Genomic DNA, 18,395 nt, shown 5'->3' with positions numbered 1-18,395 from the left:
TGCGAAGGTCCGATCGTGGAGCGTGCTGTGGCCGGTCCCGGCCGCCGGGTGGCTCGCGGCGGCCGGGACCGGCCCGGAATCAGGAGGCGCTGCCGCTCTTGCGGCGCAGGCCGACCACACCGAGCGCGGCGCCGATCACGCCGACCACGATGCCGACCACACCGAGGGTGCGGGCGGTGGAGTCGTCCGAGCTCATCGAGGCGTGGTCGGCGGCCTGGTCCTTGGAGGTGTCGGCGGAACCGGCGTGGTGGTCGGCGGCACCGGCGGCGGGGGCCTTGGTCAGGGTCAGCACCGGGGCGGGCTTGGCGGGCTCGGCCTGGCCCTCCTTGGCCTCGTCGATCCAGCGCACCACGTCACCGTTGTCGTAGGTCTGCAGCGCCTTGAAGGTGAGCTTCTCGGTGTCGGCCGGCATCGCGCCGAGCGAGACCGAGAAGTCCTGGTACTGGCCGGGGCCGACCTTGACGCCGGCGTCGGCGGTCCAGGTGATCTTGGAGACCGCCTCGGTGATCTCCTTGCCGTGCGCCTTCAGCGGCTTGTCGAGCTTGGACTTCTCCAGGGTGGCGGTCCAGCCCGGGATCGGCTGGGTGCGCACCGAGGCCATCGGGTGGTCCAGCGGCAGGTTGATCTCCAGCTTCACCGTCGAGGCGGTGTCGCTCTCGTTCGGCACCCGGAAGGCAACGGCGCTGTAGCCGCCCTGCTGGACCGAGCCCGGCTGGACGGTGACGTGCGCGAAGGCGGGCGCGGCCAGCGCGAGCACGGACGCGGCGGCGACGGTGGCGGCAGCGGCGAGACGACGGGCAGGAGAGATTCGCATGGCAGTGGGCTCCAACGGGAGACGGGCACGCGGGCAGGCCGGAACGGCGGCGCGCGTACGCAGAGGGGAGTGACGGACAGCCAGGGCTGTACGCGCGCTCCCGACGAGGTCTCAGGTCAGCGCGCGTACGCCGCCGCAGGCGGGCCACGGCGGAGCAGGCTGTGCCGCAGGGCGGCCGCGCCGGGCAGCCGCCAGTCGCCCGCGCGGGGAGCGCCGGGGCGGCCCCGGCCGGTCGTCACCGGGCCCAGCAGCAGGGTGATGACCAGCGCGAAGGCCGTCCGCAGCGGGGCCGCGAACTCCTTCGCCACGTCCGCCGTCAGCCGCAGCAGCCGCCACAGGGCGGCCTCGCCACGGCGCAGCCACCAGCCGGCCAGCACGGCCGCGGCCAGGTGGCCGAGCAGCATCGGACCGGTCAGCCCGAGCCAGCCGCCGCTCTCGGGCATCGCGGCCGCCGGGTACGCGTCCGGGTCGAGGCCGGCGGCGCTGACCAGCCCACCGGGGTTGTCGATCAGGGCGGCGGAACCGCTCTCGTCGCAGACCAGCCGGCTCGCCACCTGAGGCAGCGTCAGCGCGCCGCCGTGGTGCATGCCCGGCATCGCGGCACCGCACAGGAAGTGGAAGACCAGGTGCAGCCCGAGCTGACCGGCACTCAGCGCACCGGCGATGGCGAGCAGCGAACGCTCCCGCCCGCCGAGCAGCACCGCCAGTGCGCAGACCGCCGCGAACCCGATCGCCAGTGCGGGCAGCCCGACCTCGCCGTTGCCCACCAGGGCGTGCCCGGCGGCCGCGATCAGCGTGCACACCAGGGCGAACAGCACCGCCCGGGCAAGACGCAGATCCCAGGCGGCGGCCGGGGCGCGGAGGCCCGTTGCGGCGGCACCCGGGGGCGGGGCGAGGCGGTGGTCGGTCATGGCTGAGCCATCCTCTCACCGCCTACACCGGCAGCTGGGGGAGGGGCGGAAAAGCACCGCGTATTGGCCCGTTCGGGTCCGGCGTGCGCGCCGGGCCGTGCGCCGTTCGGGCACACCCTGCTGCACCAGTCCATCCGCCGAACGGGCGGTACCTGGCCTTCTGCACGGTTCACCACGGAATCGGCCGGAGATACCTAGTTGTATGTGGAGCCGCAGCCAGGAGGGACCTCCCGTGGACATCTGGTGGACTCTGCACCTCAAGCGCGACCCGGCCAGCGTTCCGCTCGCCCGGCGCATCCTGCTCGGCGCGATGGACTCCGCCGGTGTCGATCAGCAGGTCGCCTTCGACCTCGGCATCGCCCTCACCGAGGCCTGCGCCAACGCCGTCGAGCACGCCACCTCCACCCGCCCGGACGAGGGCTTCCAGGTCACCGCGTCGATCTCCGGCGACCGGCTCCGGATCGAGGTCACCGACACCGGCCCCGGCCTCCCCCCGGCCGCCGCCGTCTCCCGGCCCTTCACCCTGCCCCCGCTGCGCCGCCAGGCCGGCCCCGCGATCCGCCCCCCGGGCCGCTGTCGCACCCGCCGTGGCCGGGCCACCCTCCCGGCCCCCGCCCTCACCGCGCACCGCCCCCGCACCGGTGACCACTCCGGCCCGTACGACACCCACGTCCTCCCGGCCGGCCGCCCCACCACAGCCCGCCCGATCGACCTGGATACCCTCCCCGACCTCACCGCCGAGAGCGGCCGCGGCCTCTTCCTGATCCACGCCCTCACCGATCACGTCCAGCTCCGCAACCACCCGCTGCGCGGAGCCATCGTCAGCTTCGACAAGGTCCTCAAGTGGCAGGACGACGCCCTGCTGCGGGCCGCGTCCTGAGCAGTCTGCAAAGTCTTTCAGAAAGTTTCTGCAAACTATTCCAGTCCGGCGTGAACGCCACTACGGTCCTGAAGGCCACCCCAAGCCTCAGGAGTTCGCCGTGCCCCAGACCGCAGTTGACGCCCTGTCGGAAGCTCCGATTCCCGCGCCCCGTTCCAAGCCGGCCACCCGGTGGTGGCGCGATGCGGTGATCTACCAGGTGTACCCGCGCAGCTTCGCCGACTCGAACGGGGACGGCATGGGTGACCTGCCGGGCGTCCGCAGCCGGCTGCCGTACCTGAAGGCGCTCGGGGTGGACGCGGTCTGGCTCTCGCCCTTCTACGCCTCGCCGCAGGCCGACGCCGGGTACGACGTGTCCGACTACCGCGCGGTGGACCCGATGTTCGGCACCCTGTCGGATGCGGACGAGCTGATCCGGGACGCGCACGAGCAGGGCCTGCGGGTCATCGTCGATCTGGTCCCCAACCACTCCTCCGACCAGCACGACTGGTTCCAGCGCGCGCTGCGCGAGGGCCCGGCCTCGCCGCTGCGTGAGCGCTACCACTTCCGCCCCGGCAAGGGCGTCAACGGCGAACTGCCGCCCAACGACTGGGAGTCCATCTTCGGCGGCCCCGCCTGGACCAGGACCACCGACCCGGACGGCACCGAAGGCGACTGGTACCTGCACCTGTTCGCCCCCGAGCAGCCCGACTTCAACTGGGACCACGCCGCCGTCCAGGACGAGTTCCGCTCCATCATCCGGTTCTGGTTCGACCGGGGCATCGACGGCATCCGGATCGACGTCGCGCACGGCATGGTCAAGGCCCCGGGCCTGCCCGACCACGGGCAGCGGGGCCGGCTGCGCCTGCTCGACGGGGAGCGGCTGCCGTTCTTCGACCAGGACGGCGTGCACGAGATCTACCGGGACTGGCGTCGGGTGGCGGACGAGTACGGCGGCGAGCGGATCTTCGTCGCCGAGGCGTGGACCCCGAGCGTCGCGAGCACGGCCAGGTACGTCCGTCCGGACGAGCTGCACCAGGCCTTCAACTTCCACTACCTGTCCACCGGCTGGGAGGCCGACGCGCTGCGCGAGGTGATCGACACCTCGCTGGACGCGATGCGCTCGGTCGGCGCCCCGCCCACCTGGGTGCTGTCCAACCACGACGTCACCCGGCACGCCACCCGCTTCGCCAACCCGCCCGGCCTGGGCACCCAGATCCGCACTCCCGGCGACCGCGAACTCGGCCTGCGCCGGGCCCGCGCCGCCACGATGCTGATGCTCGCGCTGCCCGGCTCCGCGTACGTCTACCAGGGCGAGGAGCTCGGCCTGCCCGAGGTGACCGACCTGCCCGACGCCGTCCGCCAGGACCCGTCCTTCCTCCGCCAGGCCGGCCAGGACGGCTTCCGCGACGGCTGCCGCGTCCCGCTCCCCTGGTCGGGCACCGAGGCGCCGTACGGCTTCGGCCCGGAGGCCGGCGGCCCGAGCTGGCTGCCGCAGCCCGCCGAGTGGGCCGGGCTCAGCGTCGAGGCGCAGACCGGGGACCCGACCTCGACCCTGGAGCTCTACCGCAGCGCACTGGCCGTCCGCAGGCAGCACCCCGCACTCGGTGCCGGGGCCGAGGTCAGCTGGCTGGACGCACCGCAGGGGCTGATCGCCTTCCGCCGCGACAGCGACACGGGCTCGTTCGTCTGCACGGCAAACGTCACCGGCTCGCCGATCGAGCTGACGGCGCCCGGCCGGGTGCTGCTCGCCTCGTCCGGCGCCGGGGGTGCGGTGATCGAGGCCGACACCACCGTCTGGTGGGACGTCAGCTGACGCGGGTCTCCCGTACGGGCGATCAGAAATTGCCGGTGCTCCGTGCCCTTCGGAGCATGGGGGCATGGATCACCTGATGCGAGCCGAGTACGGTCCCGACGGCAAGTCGGGCGGGGTGAAGAGCTGGCACATCACGGTGGGGGAGACCATCACCGCGATGTGCGGGCACGAGCTGGAGGCGGGCGGGGAGACCCGGGAGCCGACCCGGTGGGCCGAGCAGCCGGACCTCAACTGCCACACCTGCGGGGCACTGTTCCTGCGCGAGGCGCCCTACCTGCCGAGCGAACACCTCTACCGCGAGCAGCCGTAGCCCGCGGGGATGGAGCCCGCAGGCACGAAGCCGACGGAGCTGGTCGAGGAGCTGTGCGCCCGGATCGACCGGATCGACCCGTTGCTGCACGCCTTCACCCCGGAGCCGGGCCGCTACCTGCGGCTGGCCGCCGAGGCCGGGGAGCTGGAGCGGCGGTACAGCGGCGGGGAGTACCCGCCGCTGTACGGCGTGCCGGTCGGGATCAAGGACGTGATCCAGGTGGACGGGCTGCCCACGCACGCCGGGTCGGCCCTGCCGCCGGGCGTACTGGCCGGCCCCGAGGCCACCGTGGTGCGGCGGCTGCGGGCCGTCGGCGCGCTGATCGCGGGCAAGACGGTGACCGCCGAGTTCGCCCTCAACGCCCCCGGCCCGACCCGGAACCCGCACAACCCGGCCCACACCCCCGGCGGTTCGAGCAGCGGCTCGGCCGCCGCCGTCGCGGCCGGGCTGGTGCCGCTGGCGATCGGCACCCAGACGATCGGCTCGGTGATCCGCCCGGCGGCGTACTGCGGAGTGGTCGGCTTCCGCCCCACCTACGGCCGGATCCCGACGGACGGGCTGATCGCGAGCGCGCCCAGTCTGGACACGCTCGGCATCTTCGCGCCGGACCTGGCGGGGGTCGAGCGAGCGGCAGCGGTGCTCTGCGACGGCTGGCAGCCGGTCGCCGGGCCAGGCCGGCCACCGGTGCTCGGAGTGCCGGTCGACTACCTGGCGGCGGTCTCGCCGGCCGGCCGGGAGGTCTTCGAGCGGCTCGGGCTGACGGCCCGCCAGGTGACGCTGCCGTGGAGTCCGGCCGAGCCGGCCGAGGACATGCGGGTGATCAGCCGGTACGAACTCGCCCAGGTGCACCGCGAGTTGTTCCCCCGCTTCGCCAACCTCTACCGGCCCGAGACCGCCTCGGCGATCCGGCACGGCCAGGAGATCAACCCCACCACGTACGCCGCCGCCCTGCGCGCCCGCAGCCGCTACCGCCGCCGCCTCACCGAACTCACCACGGCGGAGGGCATCGACCTGTGGGTCACCCCCGCCGCCACCGGTCCGGCCCCGCTCGGCCTGGAGAGCACCGGCGACGCCGTGATGTCCCTCCCCTGGAGCCACGCCGGCTGGCCCGCCCTCAGCCTCCCCGCCGGCACCGTGGACGGCCTGCCCGTCGGCCTTCAACTGATCGCCCCGGCGGACCGGGACGAACAACTCCTGTCCTTCTGCAGAACGCTCAGTTGCACCATCCAGGGGCTCGGGGAACTGCGACGCCGACCTCATGCAAGGTGATCCGTACGTAAATGGTCAGGCACTTTCGCAGTGACCCGAACGCCAGATCTCCTCGCAGTTCCCCGAGCCCCTAGGCCGTAGCACTGGAGCAGCTGCCGACAGCCGCCGCCTATGCTGGGCAGCCGGAGGTGCGCAGTGACCGGAGCAGTGACGGACGGGCGGGTCCAGCGGGGCAACGAGACCCGGCGGGCGGTGCTCGGCCGAGCCGTCGAGGTCGCCTCGGTCGAGGGTCTCGGCAGTCTGTCGATCGGCCGGCTCGCCACCGACCTCGGGCTGAGCAAGAGCGGCGTGTTCGCCGCCTTCGGCTCGAAGGAGGAGCTGCAGCTCGCGACCGTCCGGGCCGCCCGCCGGATCTTCTACGACGCGGTGATCGTCCCCGCCGAGCACGCCGCCCCCGGGCTGCCCCGGCTCCGGCTGCTCTGCGAGAGCTGGCTCGCGTACACCCAGGACAGGATCTTTCCGGGCGGCTGCTTCTTCCAGTCCGTCTCGGCCGAGTTCAACACCAGGCCGGGGCCGATCCGGGATGCGCTGGCCGTCGCCGCCCGTGACTGGGAGGGCCTGCTGGTGGACCTGATCCAGACCGGCCGTGCCAACGGCGAGCTGGTCCCGGACGTGGACCCGGAGCAGCTGGCCTTCACCCTGGTCGGGCTGATGGAGACGTCCAACGCGCACGCCCTGCTGCTGGACGACCCCACCCGCTACGTCCGCGCCGCCACCGCGATCGCGCACACCCTCCGCTCCGTCAGCGCCTGAGGGTTCAGCTCAGCACGGTCGGCATCAGCAGCGAGAACGTCCCCTCCCGGTCCGGGTAGCGGATCGCCAACGGGGCCACGGCGCTCCCGAGTTCCAGCGTCAGCTGGTCCCGGCGACCCGCGGCGATCGCCTCCAGCAGGAACTCCCGGTTCACCCCGACCCGGAGCGCCTCGTCCGCTGCCGCACCATCGTCGCCCGCGACCCCGAGCGTGCCGTCGGCGCCCACGGTGAGGACCGAGACCTGGTGCTGCACGCCGTCCTGACTGCGCGTCATGCTCCGGCTGGTCCCGGCGGCCAGTTCGGCCTGCAGTTCGGCGGCGTCGACCGCGAGCCGGCGGGTCGGCTCCAGGCGCAGCATCGGGCGGTAGTCCGGGAAGTCCTGGTCGACCCGCCGACCGGTCACCTCCCGATCGGTCCCGCTCACGGCGAGGGTCAGCCGGTCGCCGTCGACCGTCAGACGGGCGTCGTCGGCGCCGTCCAGCAGAGCGCGGACCTCGTCCACGAAGGCCGTCGCCGCGATCGCGCTGACCGGAGGGCCGTCCAGGGTGGCCGCCGGGGCGAGCGAGACGGCCATCCGGTAGCGGTCGGTGGCGACCAGGCGGAGGCCGTCCGCCGCGAGTTCCAGCAGGACGCCGCAGAGCGCGGGCTGCTCGGGGTCGCTGCCCACGGCGAACCGTACGGCGTCCAGGGCGGCGGCCAACTCGTGGGCGGGGGTGGTCAGTCGGGTGGTGTTCATCGGGTTCTCCCTCTGGTCGAGCAGTGCGCGGACCGTGGAGAGTTCGCGACGCGCGTCGGACAGGCCGTCCTCTAGGCGGCGCAGGTGCGTGTCCAGGGTCTGCCGGGCCACGGCGGGGTCGGCCGACAGCACCCGGGAGATGTCCGGCAGCGGCATGCCGACCCGCCGCAGCCGGGCGATCAGCCGGGCGTCCCTGACCTGCTCCTCGGCGTACCAGCGGTAGCCGCTCTGCGGGTCCACCCAGGCCGGGCCGAAGACGCCCGCGCCGTCGTAGAACCGCAGCGCGCTCACGCTGAGCCCGCTGTGCCGGGCCATCTCTCCGATGCTGCGCATCACGTTCTCCACGCCGAGGACTCTGGGGGCTCGACCAGGTCGAGGGTCAACCTGGCCACCGTAGCCGGGAAGCGGGCAGAGAAACTGCACGAACGGTCGTGCTAATATCTCCTCCTGTACCGGCTGCGCACCCAGGCCGCAGCCCTGCCGGGGGAGTGCCCATGGATCTGTCCGCCACCCTGCTCCGTACCGCGCTCGACACCACCGCGCTGGTCTCGCCCCGGGCAGCCGGCTGGGGCGCCTTCGCGCTGTTCCACTGCCCGATCCGCCGCAGCCGGATCAGACCGGACGAACGGGAGCAGCACGACCGGGCGGTGACGGAGCAACTGACCGTCGGCGGCCGGTCGGTGACGAGCTACCGGTGGGGGAGCGGTGAGCGTCCCGTACTGCTGGTGCACGGTTGGCGGTCCCGGGCCTCCCGGTTCGCGCCGATGATCCCCCGCCTGCAGGCGCTCGGCCTGAGCCCGGTCGCCTTCGACGCCCCCGGGCACGGGGACTCCGGCGGCCGGACCACCACGATCCTCGACTACCGCGAGGTGATCGGCCGGCTGCACGACCGGTACGGCCCGTTCGAGGCGGTGGTGGCCCACTCGCTCGGGGCGGCCGGGGTCTTCCTGGCGCTGCGCGAGGGGGTCAAGGCGGGCCGGGTGGTGACGGTCGCGGGGGTGGCGGAGTACGGCTTCCTGGTCAAGGCGTTCCGGGCCCAGCTCGGGCTCGGCCGTTGGGCCGGTGGTGAGCTGGAACGCCGGGTCGCCGAGGTGCTGGCCGTGGGCCGGGACCGGGCCGACTTCGACCCGGTGCACCGTCCGGAGGATTTCGACTTCCCGATGCTGGCGGTGCACGACCGGGACGACCGGGTGGTGCTCCCCGGCCAGGCCGACCTGTTCCGGGCCGCGTACGGCGAGCGGCTCCAGCTGCTCACCACCCGGGGGCTGGGGCACAGTCGGATCCTCGCCGAGCCCACCGTGCTGGACCACGTGCTGGGCTTCCTTGCGGCGGCATGAGTGAGGGGCGGCCCCCGGACCGGGAGCCGCCCCTCACTGATGAACCGTCAGCCGCCGCTCTTGCGACGGAAGTTGCGCTTGCCGCCGGCGGCCGCGTGGGCGCCGTGGACCTTCGACTCGCTGCCCGGGCCGCCACCGGCGCCGTCCGTCCGGATGCCCTGCTTGCGCTCCAGGGCGGCCAGGAACTTCGCCTTCACGTCGTCGGGCGCGGCGGGAGTCTGCTCCGCGCTCTGCGGATCGACGGATTCGGGTGTGCCGCTGCTCATGGGTTGACCTCCAGAAGACCAGTGTTGCCAGTCTCACCATGTCATGCCGGGACCGATCGGTCCCACCATTCGCCCTCAGTGTGGCTGGTCCCGGTAGTGCGGTCCGCCGATCAGGAACAGCAGCGCGGCGGTCGGGAAGCCGAGGGTCGCGATCACCAGGACGAAGAACTCCAGCACCATCACAGCGAGCTCCGGGGAGAGAGGGCGGAAGCAGACAAATCTGACGGTATGTCCAGATTCACCCGACAGCCACTCCCCTCATCCCACCGAGGGATCATCGCCCGAACCCTGTCCGCCCGTTCGCTCCGCCGCCACACTGGCGGAATGCAGGTAGAGCTGGCGAGCGAACCGCAGAAGCCGGGGCAGCAGAGCGAGGACTTCGCCGCGACCTCCCCGGAGGCCTTGGTGCTGCTGGACGGTTCGAGTGCACCGGACGGCCTCGAATCGGGCTGCCGGCACGGCACCCCCTGGTACGTCCGGCGGCTCGGCGTGCACCTGCTGGCCCGGCTGACCGACCGGCCTGACCGTTCGATCGCCGAGTGCCTGGCCGACTCCATCGTCGAGACCGCCGCCCTGCACGGCGGCCGCTGCGACCTGGCCCACCCCAACACCCCCGCCGCGATGGTGGTCGCCGCCCGGCTGCACGGCAGCTCGCTGGAGTACCTGGTGCTCGGTGACTCGATGCTGGTCCTGCAACTCAAGGACGGGCCGCTCCGGGTGATCGGTGACAACCAGCGCTTCCCGGCCGGCGAACTGCTCCGCCGTCAGATCTGGTCCACCGTCCCGGGCTCCGCCGAGCGCCGCGACCTGCACATGCGGTACGCCCTGGCGGTCCGGGCCGCCCGCAACTCCGGCAACGGGCCGTGGATCGCCGCCGCCTCGCCCCGGGCCGCCGCCCACGCCGAGACCGGCTTCGTCCGCCTCGCCGGCCTGCAGGCGGTGGCCGCCCTCAGCGACGGTGCCGCCCGCTACACCGAACGCTTCGGCCTCGGCAGCTGGTCGGACGCCCTCCACCTGCTCGCCGAACGCGGCCCCGCCGAACTCATCGCCCAAGTCCGCACCACCGAACGCACCGACACCCACTGCGAACGCTGGCCCCGCGGCAAGGCCCACGACGACGCCTCGGCCCTGTACGCGCGGATCTAGGTGCACCACCAGGGGCTCGGGGAACTGCGACGCCGACCTCGGAAAAGGTGATCCGCGCGTAGCTGGTCAGGCACTTTCGTACGTGACCCCGGCGCTAGATCTCCTCGCAGTTCCCCGAGCCCCTGGGTAGTAGACGGTTGAGCGCCCTGCCCAGTCAGTCCGTCGGCTGACCGAAAGCGCCGGACTGGAAGTCCCGCATGGCCTGCTCCAGCTCCCGGTGACTGTTCATCACGAACGGCCCGTAGTGGGCCACCGGCTCACGGATCGGCTGCCCGCCCAGGATGATCACGTCCAGGTTGGGGTGCCGGGAGTCCTGCTTGGCGTCGGCCGAGATGGTGAGGGTGTCGCCCTCGCCGAAGACCGCGGCCTGGCCGCTCCGGAGCGGCCGCCGCTCCGCGCCGACCGTACCGTCGCCGTTGAGGACGTACGCCAGCGCGTTGAAGTCCTTGCGCCAGGGGATGGTGATCTCGGCGCCCGGCGTCACGGTGGCGTGCAGCAGGGTGATCGGGGTGTGGGTGACACCGGGGCCCTCGCTGCCGTCCAGCTCGCCGGCGATCAGCCGGAGGATCGAGCCGCCGTCGGGCGAGGTGAGCAGCTTGACGTGCCCGCCGTGGATGTCCTGGTACCGGGGCTGCGTCATCTTGTCGGCGGCCGGGAGGTTGACCCAGAGCTGGATGCCGTGGAACAGGCCACCCGTCAGGACCAGCGACTCGGGCGGGGTCTCGATGTGCAGGATGCCGGAGCCGGCCGTCATCCACTGGGTGTCGCCGCCGCCGAGGTGTCCGCCGCCGCCGTGCGAGTCCTTGTGGATGAACTCGCCGTCGATCAGGTAGGTCACCGTCTCGAACCCGCGGTGCGGGTGCCAGGGGGTGCCCTTGGGCTCGCCTGCGGCGTAGTCCACCTCGCCCATCTGGTCCATCATGATGAACGGGTCGAGGTACTTGGTGTTGATCTTCGCGAAGGCCCGGCGGACCGGGAAGCCCTCGCCCTCGAAGCCCTCGGGAGCGGTGACCACCGCGAGGACCGGTCGCGACACGTTGGTCGCGGGGTCCGGGGTGGCGACGCGCGGAAGGGTCAACGGGTTCTCGACGGTCACGGCGGGCATGTCGGCCTCCTTCTGGGGTCTCTGGCCTACATCCGCAAAGGTAGTTCAACTCTCAACAAGAAGCAAGTTGAAAATTGAACCACATGATGACGGCCCGGTCGGGACTGGTGGTTCGGGGAATCTCAGCCGTACATCCGGCGCATGGTGAAGTCGACCATCTGCTCCACGGCCTTGGCGTCGAACACCATCCGGTGCTCGCCCTCCATGTCCAGCGCGAAGCCGTAGCCGGTCGGCAGCAGGTCGAGCACCTCGGCGCCGGTGACGCTGAAGTGCTTGGAGTCCTTGCCCGCGTACCGGCGCAGCTCCTTGAGCGAGCTGAACATCGGGATCACGGGTGTCGGCGTGTTGTGCAGGGCCAGGAAGCCCGGGCGGTCGCCGCGCGGGCAGTGCACCTTCGAGGTGATGAAGATCGCCTGGAAGTCCTCGACCGGCATCGACCCGGTGGTGAACGCGCGTACCGCGTCCGCGAGGGATGGCGGCGAAGGTTCGGGGTAGAGAGACTGCTGGGGGGCGGCCTGTGGCGGCTGCTCGCCGTACTGGCCGGGGCCCGGCATGCCGTTCATCCCCTGCTGCTGGGCGTGCTGCTGCTGCGCCTGCTGCTGGTAGGGATCGCCCTGATACCCGGTCTGCTCGTAGCCGTACACAAGGCCAAGGCTATCGGGGGACGTGACCGTGTTCATAGCCCTTTCGCGTCGAGGGGCTTGAACAAGTTACTTACGGGTAGCATCATGGTGCCTACTGGTGGGTAAGTGGGGCGCTCGAAGGCGGCGGACCCCGGAAGCGACGAACCGGAGAAACGGTCATGGGTCACTACAAGTCCAACCTGCGTGACGTGGAGTTCAACCTCTTCGAGGTGTTCGGCCGTGACCAGGTGTACGGCACCGGTCCGTTCGCGGACATGGACGTCGAGACCGCGAAGAACATCCTCGGCGAGATCGCACGCCTCGCCGAGAACGACCTCGCCGCGTCCTTCGTCGACGCCGACCGCAACCCGCCGGTCTTCGACCCGGAGACCAACACGGCGCCGGTCCCGGCGACCTTCAAGAAGAGCTACCAGGCCTACATGGACGCCGAGTGGTGGCGCCTGGGCATCCCGGAGGCCATCGGTGGCCAGGTCACCCCGTCCTCGCTGATCTGGGCCTACGCGGAGCAGATCCTCGGCTCCAACCCGGCGATCTGGATGTACTCCTCCGGTCCGGCGTTCGCCGGCGTCGTCTACGACGAGGGCACCGAGGCGCAGCAGAAGGTCGCCCAGCTGATGGTCGACCGCCAGTGGGGCGCCACCATGGTGCTGACCGAGCCGGACGCCGGTTCGGACGTCGGCGCCGGCCGCACCAAGGCGATCAAGCAGGAGGACGGCTCCTGGCACATCGAGGGTGTGAAGCGCTTCATCACCTCGGGCGAGCACGACATGTCCGAGAACATCATCCACCTGGTGCTGGCCCGCCCCGAGGGCGGCAAGCCGGGCACCAAGGGCCTCGGCCTGTACATCGTGCCGAAGTTCGACTTCGACTGGGAGACCGGCGAGCTCGGCGAGCGCAACGGTTCCTACGCGACCAACGTCGAGCACAAGATGGGTCTCAAGGCGTCCAACACCTGTGAGATGACCTTCGGCGCCAAGCACCCGGCCAAGGGCTGGCTGGTGGGCGAGAGCGTCGACGGCATCCGCCAGATGTTCAAGATCATCGAGTTCGCCCGGATGATGGTCGGCACGAAGGCCATCGCCACCCTCTCCACCGGCTACCTGAACGCGCTGGAGTACGCCAAGGAGCGCGTGCAGGGCGCCGACATCTCCAACTTCATGGACAAGGCCGCCCCCCGCGTCACCATCACCAACCACCCGGACGTCCGCCGTTCGCTGATGACCCAGAAGGCGTACGCCGAGGGCATGCGCGCCCTGGTGCTCTACACCGCCTCGGTCCAGGACGACCTGGTGGCCGCCCGCCTGCGCGGTGAGCACGACGACGCCGCCGAGCGCCTGAACGACCTGCTGCTGCCGATCGTCAAGGGCTACGGCTCGGAGAAGTCCTACGAGCAGCTCGCCCAGTCCCTGCAGACCTTCGGTGGCTCCGGCTTCCTGCAGGAGTACCCGATCGAGCAGTACATCCGGGACGCCAAGATCGACACCCTGTACGAGGGCACCACCGCGATCCAGGGCCTGGACTTCTTCTTCCGGAAGATCGTCAAGGACGGTGGCCAGGCGCTCACCGTGGTCTCCGAGCAGATCAAGAAGTTCCTCGCGGCCGGCGAGGGCGGCGACGCCCTGGCCACCGAGCGCGAGCTGCTCGGCAAGGCGGCCGGTGACCTGGAGGCGATCGTCGGCAAGCTGCTGGCGGACCTCTCCTCGGTCGAGCAGGACGTCAAGAACATGTACAAGGTGGGCCTCAACACCACCCGCCTGCTGATGGTCTCCGGCGACGTCGTGGTCGGCTGGCTGCTGCTCCGTCAGGCCGCCGTCGCGCTGGCCAAGCTGGAGGCGGGCGCCACCGGCAAGGACGTCGCGTTCTACCAGGGCAAGGTTGCCGGGGCCCGCTTCTTCGCCCGCAACGTGCTCCCGACCGTCACCCCGCAGCGACTGATCGCCGAGGGCGTCGACAACGAGATCATGGAGCTCGCGGAGGAGGCCTTCTAAGGCCCGCCCGAAATACCGCCTGACACACCCTCAACACCGCGGGGCCCGGTCCACCAGGACCGGGCCCCGCGGTGTCTCTCTCGAACGTCGCTTCGGCCCGGGGCGGTCCAGCTGTGGCTTGGCACCGGTGGTTCACCGTTGTGTCACCGTTGTTGAGTTCACAACGTCATGTCCGTGTACGGGCATATGCTCGGGGTCGAAGACCGGTCCCCCATCCGGCTTCCGCCCTCCCTCAACTCAGGAGCAGCATGTCGACCGCCGCCCGCCCGGCCTCCTTCGACCGAACGCACACCGACGACCTGATCACCTTCCTCGGCACCTCGCCGTCACCGTTCCATGCGGTGGCCAGCGCCGCCGAGCGGCTGGAGAAGGTCGGCTTCCGTCGAGTGGCCGAGACCGAGGCCTGGGACGCGGCCGCCGGTGGCCGGTACGTCATCCGCGGCGGCGCGCTGATCGCCTGGTACGTCCCCGAGGGTGCAGGCCCGGAGACGCCGTTCCGAGTGGTCGGCACCCACACCGACTCGCCCAACCTGCGGGTCAAGCCGGTGCCGGACACCGGCTCGGCCGGCTGGCGGCAGATCGCGGTCGAGGTCTACGGCGGCGTCCCGCTGAACACCTGGCTGGACCGCGACCTGGGCCTGTCCGGCCGACTGGCGCTGCGCGACGGCAGTGTGACGCTGGTTCAGATCGACGAGCCGCTGCTGCGGGTGCCGCAGCTGGCGATCCACCTGGACCGCCAGGTGAACGAGGGCCTGAAGCTGGACAAGCAGCGCCACCTGACGCCGATCTGGGGAATCGGCGCGGTCAACGAGGGCTCGCTGATCGAGTACGTGGCCGAGCGGGCCGGCGTGGCCGCCGACGCCATCGCCGGCTGGGACTTGATGACGCACGACGTCCAGCCCCCGTCCTACCTGGGCCGGGACCGCGAGCTGTTGGCCGGGCCCCGGCTCGACAACCTGCTCTCGGTGCACGCCGGCACCGCCGCGCTGGCCGCCGTCGCGGGCGGCGCGCTGCCGTACATTCCGGTGCTGGCCGCGTTCGACCACGAGGAAACCGGCAGCGAGTCCGACACCGGCGCCCAGGGCCCGCTGCTCGGCAACGTGCTGGACCGCAGCGTCTACGCCCGCGGCGGCACCCCCGAGGACCGCGCCCGCGCGCTGGCCGGGACGGTCTGCCTCTCCTCCGACATGGGGCACGCGGTGCACCCCAACTACAGCGAGCGGCACGAGCCCGGGCACCACCCGATGCCGAACGGCGGCCCGATCCTCAAGGTCAACGTCAACAACCGCTACGCCACCGACGCGGTCGGCCGCGCGGTGTTCGCCGCCGCCTGCGAGAAGGCCGGCGTGCCGTGGCAGACCTTCGTCTCCAACAACTCGATGCCCTGCGGCACCACGATCGGCCCGATCACCGCGGCCCGGCTCGGCATCACCACGGTGGACTGCGGGATCGCGGCGCTCTCCATGCACTCGGCCCGCGAGCTGTGCGGCGCGGACGACCCGTACCTGCTGGCGGCGGCGCTCAAGGCGTTCCTGGAGGGCTGACGACGCCGAAGGGGGCACCCACCGGGTGGTGGATGCCCCCTTCGTGACGCTCGGTCAGGCAGGGTCAGGCAAGGTCGGGCGAGGTCAGGTCAGGCGATCGAGGCGGCGATGATCGCGGCCACCGAGAGGTTGCAGCTGGCGGTGACCCAGACCGCAGGGTGCGGCTCCGGGTCGACCAGGATGGCGCCGAGCTTGCCCGGGGTGACGACGTCCAGCAGCCAGAAGGCCACCGCCATCAACACCAGCCCGAGCAGCCCGAAGGTGGCCGTCGCGGCCAGGCCCTTGCCGAAGTCGTCGTAGGTGTACATGATCGCGGTGAAGACGATCCCGCCGATCCCGAGCAGCGCGGAGCTGAGCACCAGAGCGGCGTTGCGGTTGCGCTCCACCCAGATCTGGTGGCCGAGCTTGCCGGGTGTCAGGACGTCGACCAGGCCGACGCCGAGCAGCAGCAGGACCACACCCACGGCGCCGAATACGGCAGCCGCGCCAAGCCCGTTGACGATGTCGTGCACGGTGAGCCCCCTGGGAGGAACGAGTCGGTGTCCCGGGCCGGGACCGGCCAAAAGATATCCCATCGGATCGGTTTCCGGACCTTCCCAGTAGCATCGTCGGCCATGACCTCCACTCCGGTACCCGAGCGCAGACGCTCGGGCTTCGTCGCCCTGGGCATGGTCGGCACCCTGGCCCTCGCGCTGACCAGCTGCTCGTCCGATGACAGCACGCCGCGCCGCTGTGTCGACCCGGGCACTCTCAAGGTGCTGGACAACCACTCCTGTTCCGACGGCAAGACCGCGGCCGGCCGCTGGTACTACTGCGGCTCCGGCGCCGGCATCGCCGCCGGTGGCACCTTCGCCAAGGGCGACACCAAGCGCGGCGGCTTCGGCTGCCCCAGCGGTTCCTCCGGCTCCGGCGGGGGCTGAGGGGCCTCTCTTCCGGATCCCGCCGGGCGGGCGGCGCCGGGGCACGCACCTCGACGGCTTCTCGTCGGTCGCCGATGCTCCGCATGGACTCCCTCCTCGGCACCGCCGAGGCACGCACCCCAACACCGCCCGCTGATCCGACGGGATCCGGAAGAGAGACCCCCCGATGCGCCGTCACACCATCGACCCCCGCCCCGACTGGCAGCCGACCGTGGAGAGCCAGGGGCTGATCTACGCGGTCTGCCAGGACCCCTGCAACCAGGGTGGCCCGCACGCCTACTGGGACGAGAGCGCGTACTACGAGTTCTCGCTGCCCGAGGTCGAGGCGCTGGAGGAGGTGGTCGAGGAACTGCACGAGCTCTGCCTGGCGGCGGTCGAGCACGTGGTGCGGACGGAGCGGTACGCCGACTACGGGCTGACCGACCCCCGGCTGACCGCCGTGATCGCCGAGTCCTGGCGCCGCCGCGACGAACAGCCCTCGCTGTACGGGCGGTTCGACCTGGCGTACGACGGGGTCGGCCCGGCCAAGCTGTTCGAGTACAACGCGGACACCCCGACCTCGCTGATCGAGGCGGCCGGTCCGCAGTGGTTCTGGATGGAGCAGCGTTTCCCCGGCGCCGACCAGTGGAACTCGCTGCACGAGCGGCTGGTCGCCTCCTGGCAGCGGCAGAAGCACCTGCTGCCGCCGGGCCCGGTGCACTTCGCGCACTCGCGCGGCGACTCCGAGGGCGAGGACTGGATGACCACCCTCTACCTCCAGGAGACCGCCGAGCAGGCCGGGTTGGAGACCGTCGGCATCGCCGTGGAGGACATCGGCCTGGACGGGCTGAGCGGCCGTTTCGTCGACCTGGAGCAGCGCTTCATCCGCTCGGTCTTCAAGCTCTACCCGTGGGAGTGGCTGACGGAGGAGGAGTTCGCCCCGGCGCTGCTCGGCGGGATCGACCTGGGCGGTTCCACCGGCCACACGCTGTGGATCGAACCGGCCTGGAAGATGCTGCTCTCCAACAAGGCCCTGCTCGCCGTGCTCTGGGAGCTCAACCCCGGCCACCCCAACCTGCTGCCCGCCTACCTGGACGGCCCGCGCGAGCTGGTGCAGACCGGGTACGCGATGAAGCCGCTGCTCGGCCGCGAGGGCGCGGGCGTCCGGATCGTCGAGCCGGACGGCAGCCAGACCCGGCTGGCCGAGTGGGCCGGCGATCCGGACCGGTACGGCGCCGAGGGCTTCTGCTACCAGCAGCTCTGCCCACTGCCGGACTTCGACGGCAACCGCCCGGTGCTCGGCACCTGGGTGGTCGACGGCGAGGCCGCCGGCCTCGGCATCCGCGAGACCGACGACAGCCCGATCACCCACCAGGGCGCGCGCTTCCTGCCGCACCTGATCCGCTAGTCCTCCTCCACCAGGTGGTCGACGCAGACCGACACGGCGAGCAGCAGCCCGGCGTCCGCCGCGTCGGCCACCTTCACCCCGTAGGTGTCCCTGAGCCGGAACCACTTGCGGGAGATCTCGGCCACGGTCTCCCCGTGCGCCTCGACCCGGTACTCCTTGTCGATCAGATTCCCGTGGATCTCCAGCTCGCCGCCGTCCGCCAGCTCCACGTGGTACTTGTCCCGGAACGGCGTGAACAGCTTCTTCCGAACGGTGGCCACCACGTCCCCGTCACTGTTCTCGATCTTCATCGCGTCCCGGACGGTCAGCGCCTTCTCCTTGATCACCGCGACCACCCGCCCCTGCCGGTCCTTCAGCTCGAAGGTGTCCCGCAGCCGCATCACCTTGGCATCCACCAGGAACGCCTTGTCGCCGTCCGCGTCCTCGATCCAGTAGTCGTCCCCGATCGAGAACAGCCGCTCCCTGACCACGTACTTCATCTCGCACCGCCTGACGTCGTGTCGGATCCCGCCGGGAGAAATACTGCCCTCGAGAGAGTGAACAAGGCACGTAACGCGCTCGGGGCCTTGCAGAGTTGATAAGTTCAATTT

At 71.4% G+C, this 18,395-nt stretch carries 19 protein-coding genes; 11 read left to right on the top strand and 8 right to left on the bottom strand.

Features of this window, described 5'->3' with window-relative positions; translation table 11 throughout:
• Positions 1-79 precede the first annotated feature (79 nt).
• Both ASC99_RS21260 and ASC99_RS21255 read right to left on the bottom strand, forming a co-directional pair.
• The gene (locus tag ASC99_RS21260) at positions 80-814 is read right to left on the bottom strand and encodes a YcnI family protein (protein WP_057234403.1); all 735 of its coding nucleotides are present in this window, start codon (positions 812-814) and stop codon (positions 80-82) included.
• Positions 815-930: 116 nt separating this feature from the next.
• On the bottom strand, positions 931-1,725 hold the full coding sequence (locus ASC99_RS21255; RefSeq protein WP_057234401.1) for a hypothetical protein: 795 nt from the start codon (positions 1,723-1,725) through the stop codon (positions 931-933).
• A gap of 232 nt (positions 1,726-1,957) precedes the next feature.
• Here ASC99_RS21255 and ASC99_RS21250 point away from each other — a divergent pair, with 232 nt between their 5' ends.
• From ASC99_RS21250 to ASC99_RS21230, 5 genes are all read left to right on the top strand, one after another.
• Positions 1,958-2,605, top strand: a complete 648-nt coding sequence (locus ASC99_RS21250) for an ATP-binding protein (RefSeq protein WP_057234399.1) — start codon at positions 1,958-1,960, stop codon at positions 2,603-2,605.
• Positions 2,606-2,705: 100 nt separating this feature from the next.
• Entirely contained in the window at positions 2,706-4,400 is a 1,695-nt protein-coding gene (locus ASC99_RS21245) for a glycoside hydrolase family 13 protein (RefSeq protein WP_369824338.1), read from the top strand.
• Between the two features lie 64 nt (positions 4,401-4,464).
• A complete protein-coding gene (locus tag ASC99_RS21240) occupies positions 4,465-4,710 on the top strand; it encodes a hypothetical protein (protein ID WP_057234397.1) in 246 nt (81 codons plus the stop codon).
• 9 nt (positions 4,711-4,719) lie between these two features.
• Positions 4,720-5,979, top strand: a complete 1,260-nt coding sequence (locus tag ASC99_RS21235) for an amidase (RefSeq protein ID WP_057234395.1) — start codon at positions 4,720-4,722, stop codon at positions 5,977-5,979.
• Positions 5,980-6,114: 135 nt separating this feature from the next.
• The gene (locus tag ASC99_RS21230; RefSeq protein ID WP_235502830.1) at positions 6,115-6,732 is read left to right on the top strand and encodes a TetR/AcrR family transcriptional regulator; all 618 of its coding nucleotides are present in this window, start codon (positions 6,115-6,117) and stop codon (positions 6,730-6,732) included.
• A 4-nt stretch (positions 6,733-6,736) separates the two neighbouring features.
• On the opposite strand, the gene ASC99_RS21225 is transcribed toward ASC99_RS21230, so the two are convergent.
• Positions 6,737-7,801 (bottom strand): MerR family transcriptional regulator, encoded by a 1,065-nt coding sequence (locus tag ASC99_RS21225; RefSeq protein WP_057234391.1) that lies wholly within the window; start codon positions 7,799-7,801, stop codon positions 6,737-6,739.
• Positions 7,802-7,962: 161 nt separating this feature from the next.
• Between ASC99_RS21225 and ASC99_RS21220 the strand changes: the two genes are divergently transcribed.
• On the top strand, positions 7,963-8,805 hold the full coding sequence (locus ASC99_RS21220) for an alpha/beta hydrolase (RefSeq protein ID WP_063857140.1): 843 nt from the start codon (positions 7,963-7,965) through the stop codon (positions 8,803-8,805).
• Between the two features lie 47 nt (positions 8,806-8,852).
• On the opposite strand, the gene ASC99_RS21215 is transcribed toward ASC99_RS21220, so the two are convergent.
• The gene (locus ASC99_RS21215) at positions 8,853-9,071 is read right to left on the bottom strand and encodes a DUF5302 domain-containing protein (protein ID WP_057234390.1); all 219 of its coding nucleotides are present in this window, start codon (positions 9,069-9,071) and stop codon (positions 8,853-8,855) included.
• A gap of 324 nt (positions 9,072-9,395) precedes the next feature.
• Here ASC99_RS21215 and ASC99_RS21210 point away from each other — a divergent pair, with 324 nt between their 5' ends.
• The gene (locus tag ASC99_RS21210; protein WP_057234388.1) at positions 9,396-10,217 is read left to right on the top strand and encodes a hypothetical protein; all 822 of its coding nucleotides are present in this window, start codon (positions 9,396-9,398) and stop codon (positions 10,215-10,217) included.
• A 154-nt stretch (positions 10,218-10,371) separates the two neighbouring features.
• Here the strand turns inward: ASC99_RS21210 and ASC99_RS21205 are convergent, their stop codons facing one another.
• Both ASC99_RS21205 and ASC99_RS21200 read right to left on the bottom strand, forming a co-directional pair.
• On the bottom strand, positions 10,372-11,322 hold the full coding sequence (locus ASC99_RS21205; protein ID WP_057234386.1) for a pirin family protein: 951 nt from the start codon (positions 11,320-11,322) through the stop codon (positions 10,372-10,374).
• A 122-nt stretch (positions 11,323-11,444) separates the two neighbouring features.
• A complete protein-coding gene (locus ASC99_RS21200; protein ID WP_057234384.1) occupies positions 11,445-11,966 on the bottom strand; it encodes an SseB family protein in 522 nt (173 codons plus the stop codon).
• 158 nt (positions 11,967-12,124) lie between these two features.
• On the opposite strand from ASC99_RS21200, the gene ASC99_RS21195 reads away from it, so the two are divergent.
• Positions 12,125-13,954 (top strand): acyl-CoA dehydrogenase, encoded by a 1,830-nt coding sequence (locus ASC99_RS21195; protein WP_057234382.1) that lies wholly within the window; start codon positions 12,125-12,127, stop codon positions 13,952-13,954.
• A 248-nt stretch (positions 13,955-14,202) separates the two neighbouring features.
• Positions 14,203-15,498, top strand: coding sequence for a M18 family aminopeptidase (locus ASC99_RS21190; protein WP_057234381.1), 1,296 nt, complete (start codon positions 14,203-14,205; stop codon positions 15,496-15,498).
• An 89-nt stretch (positions 15,499-15,587) separates the two neighbouring features.
• Here ASC99_RS21190 and ASC99_RS21185 read toward each other — a convergent pair whose 3' ends face one another.
• A complete protein-coding gene (locus ASC99_RS21185) occupies positions 15,588-16,010 on the bottom strand; it encodes a DUF350 domain-containing protein (protein ID WP_057234379.1) in 423 nt (140 codons plus the stop codon).
• Between the two features lie 102 nt (positions 16,011-16,112).
• Between ASC99_RS21185 and ASC99_RS21180 the strand changes: the two genes are divergently transcribed.
• Entirely contained in the window at positions 16,113-16,418 is a 306-nt protein-coding gene (locus tag ASC99_RS21180) for a hypothetical protein (RefSeq protein WP_057234377.1), read from the top strand.
• A 166-nt stretch (positions 16,419-16,584) separates the two neighbouring features.
• Positions 16,585-17,805 carry a glutathionylspermidine synthase family protein gene (locus tag ASC99_RS21175; RefSeq protein ID WP_057234376.1) on the top strand — a complete coding sequence of 407 codons (1,221 nt, stop codon included), beginning with the start codon at positions 16,585-16,587 and terminating at the stop codon, positions 17,803-17,805.
• Here ASC99_RS21175 and ASC99_RS21170 read toward each other — a convergent pair.
• Positions 17,802-18,284: an LURP-one-related/scramblase family protein gene (locus tag ASC99_RS21170; protein WP_057234374.1), complete on the bottom strand. Its 483-nt coding sequence runs from the start codon at positions 18,282-18,284 to the stop codon at positions 17,802-17,804. The two genes, ASC99_RS21175 and ASC99_RS21170, sit on opposite strands and share 4 nt — an antisense overlap.
• Between the last annotated feature and the right edge of the window lie 111 nt (positions 18,285-18,395).

Origin of the sequence: Kitasatospora sp. Root107, assembly GCF_001424875.1 — a bacterium.
Classification (GTDB): domain Bacteria; phylum Actinomycetota; class Actinomycetes; order Streptomycetales; family Streptomycetaceae; genus Kitasatospora.
This window is presented reverse-complemented; position numbering and strand designations above follow the sequence as displayed.